At 74.2% G+C, this 2292-nt stretch carries 2 protein-coding genes and 1 pseudogene; 2 read left to right on the top strand and 1 reads right to left on the bottom strand.

Features of this window, described 5'->3' with window-relative positions; all coding sequences use genetic code 11:
• A partial coding sequence (locus SACHA_RS20455; RefSeq protein ID WP_019807797.1) for a sensor histidine kinase occupies positions 1-606 on the top strand: 606 nt, incomplete at its 5' end.
• A gap of 63 nt (positions 607-669) precedes the next feature.
• On the top strand, positions 670-1311 hold the full coding sequence (locus tag SACHA_RS0105455) for a response regulator transcription factor (RefSeq protein ID WP_019807794.1): 642 nt from the start codon (positions 670-672) through the stop codon (positions 1309-1311).
• Positions 1312-1366: 55 nt separating this feature from the next.
• Here SACHA_RS0105455 and SACHA_RS20450 read toward each other — a convergent pair.
• Positions 1367-2237, bottom strand: a pseudogene (locus SACHA_RS20450) (amidohydrolase family protein).
• Positions 2238-2292 lie beyond the last annotated feature (55 nt).

The following is a 2292-nucleotide window of genomic DNA, read 5'->3' as shown; positions in this document are numbered from 1 at the left end:
CGGGCACGGGGTGTGGACGCCGCCGAGGCCGAGCGCCGCCGCATCGAACGCGACCTGCACGACGGCGCCCAGCAGCGGCTCGTCGCCGTCGCGATGAGCCTGGGCCGGGCACGGGACCGCCTCGACGAGGACCCGGACGCCACAAGGGTGCTGCTCGACGAGGCGCACACCGACGCCAAGCACGCCGTGTCCGAACTGCGGGACCTGGCCCGGGGGATCTACCCGGCCGTGCTCGCCGACCGCGGGCTCGACGCCGCGCTGTCGGCGCAGGCCGCGGGCTCGCCGGTGCCCGTGGACATCGTCGTGGACCTGGCGGAGCGACCTCCCGCGGCCGTGGAGACCACGGCGTACTTCGTCGTCGGGGAGGCACTGACCAACATCGCCAAGCACGCCGACGCCACCACCGCCCGGGTGCGGGTGTGGCGGAAGGCGGACACCGTCCGGGTCGAGGTCACCGACGACGGCCGCGGCGGGGCGCGGATGCGTCCGGGAGGGGGACTGGCGGGGCTGGCCGACCGGGCCGCCACGATCGACGGCACGATCTCGGTGGCCGGTCCACCCGGCGGTCCCACGACCGTCCGGGCGGAGCTGCCGTGCCGTTGGTGAAGCGGGCCGTCAGTGAACCGGGTCGTCGGTGAACCGGGTCGTCGCACGCGGGAAGGAGACCGGATGCGGGTGGTGATCGCCGAGGACGCCGTCCTCCTGCGGGAGGGTCTCGAACGGCTCCTCGCCGACGACGGGATCGAGACCGTGGCCGCGGTCGGCTCCGGGGACGCGCTGGTGGAGGCCGTGCGTCTGCACCGGCCCGAGCTGGCGATCGTGGACGTGCGCATGCCACCGACGTTCACCGACGAGGGCCTGCGTGCCGCGCTGCGGGCCCGGGAGACCGTCGCCGACCTGCCGGTGCTGGTGCTGTCGCAGTACGTCGAGGAGACCTACGCCATGCAGCTGCTCTCCGGCGCGTCGGGGGGCGTGGGTTACCTGCTCAAGGAGCGGGTCGCCGACGTCGCCGACTTCCGTGCCGCCGTCCGGCGGGTGGCCACCGGCGGGACGGCGATCGACGCCGAGGTGATCGCGCAGCTGATGGCGCGCGGACGAGCGGACCCGCTCGGAGCGCTCACCGCGCGGGAGTCCGAGGTGCTGGGGCTGATGGCGCAGGGCCTGTCGAACACGGCGATCGCCGGCGAACTGGTCGTCTCGCACGGAGCCGTGGAGAAGCACGTCGGCAACATCTTCACCAAGCTGGATCTCGCACCCGGCGACACCGGGCACCGCCGGGTCCGCGCGGTCCTCACCTACCTCGGGCGGTGACACTCCGGGCGGTCCCACCGCGGCCGGAACGGGCGGCACCGCCCGCTCCCGGCGGTCACATATCCAACAGCTTCGAGGGGGTGTCGTGCAGCACCGCACGAAGGAACGGCTCCCCCAGGCGGTCGTCGGCGGCGGCCCAGCCCGCGATCGCCCGCAGCTGGGTCGCGTACGGGTACGGGATGTTCGGGAAGTCCGTGCCCAGCACCACCCGGTCGGCGATCCCCGCGAGCCGGGCGGGCCAGTCCCGCGGGGCGGGCATGAGCTCCTCGGTGAACGGCACCCCCACCATCGTCGTGTCAAGATACACGCCGGGATAGCGCTCCACCAGCGCGAGCGCCTCGTCGTACTCGGGCATCCCCGCGTGCGCGAGCACGGCCACCAGTCCGGGGTGCCGTTCGAGGACCCGCTCGAACACCCCGAGGCCGGTGTACTCGCCGCGCAGCGGCCCGTGCCCGCAGTGCACCACCACCGGAACCCCGGCCTCGGCGATCAGCCCCCACGCCCGGTCGAGTTCCGCCGCGCGGGGGTCGTAGGCGCCGACCTGGACGTGGGCCTTGAACGCACCGGGCGCCGGCCTCCAGTGCCTCGGCCACGTCCGAGACCGCCGACGGCTCCGGGTACAGCGTCGCGGTGGGCACCGCCCCGGGCACACGGTCCGCAAAGTCGCGGGCCCAGTCGTTCAGCCACCGCGCCATGCCGGGTTTGTGCGGATACACCAGTGGCGCGAACGTGCGCACGCCCAGCGAGCGCAACCGCTCGATCCGGTCGGGCTCGGGCCATCGGTAGTACACCGGCCACCGGAGTCCGTAGTGGCTCTCGGCGTGGTCGAAGTACTCCCACACCTTTCGCAGCACCCGTTCGGGCAGGAAGTGCACGTGGATGTCGACCAGGCCCTCCAGGCCCAGCTCGCGCACCCACGCGGCCACCTCGTCGTCGTGGGCCGGGCCCGGCGCACCGGTGCGGGACGGGCCCCCGGCCGGG

This window comes from Saccharomonospora halophila 8, assembly GCF_000383775.1.
GTDB lineage: Bacteria > Actinomycetota > Actinomycetes > Mycobacteriales > Pseudonocardiaceae > Saccharomonospora > Saccharomonospora halophila.
The sequence above is the reverse complement of the archived record's forward strand: the minus strand, read 5'-3'. Positions and strand labels throughout refer to the sequence as shown.

Bases quoted from the DNA above. Each gene is read 5' to 3' on its own strand.
- SACHA_RS0105455 (WP_019807794.1), top strand. From the start codon at position 670: ATGCGGGTGGTGATCGCCGAGGACGCCGTCCTCCTGCGGGAGGGTCTC.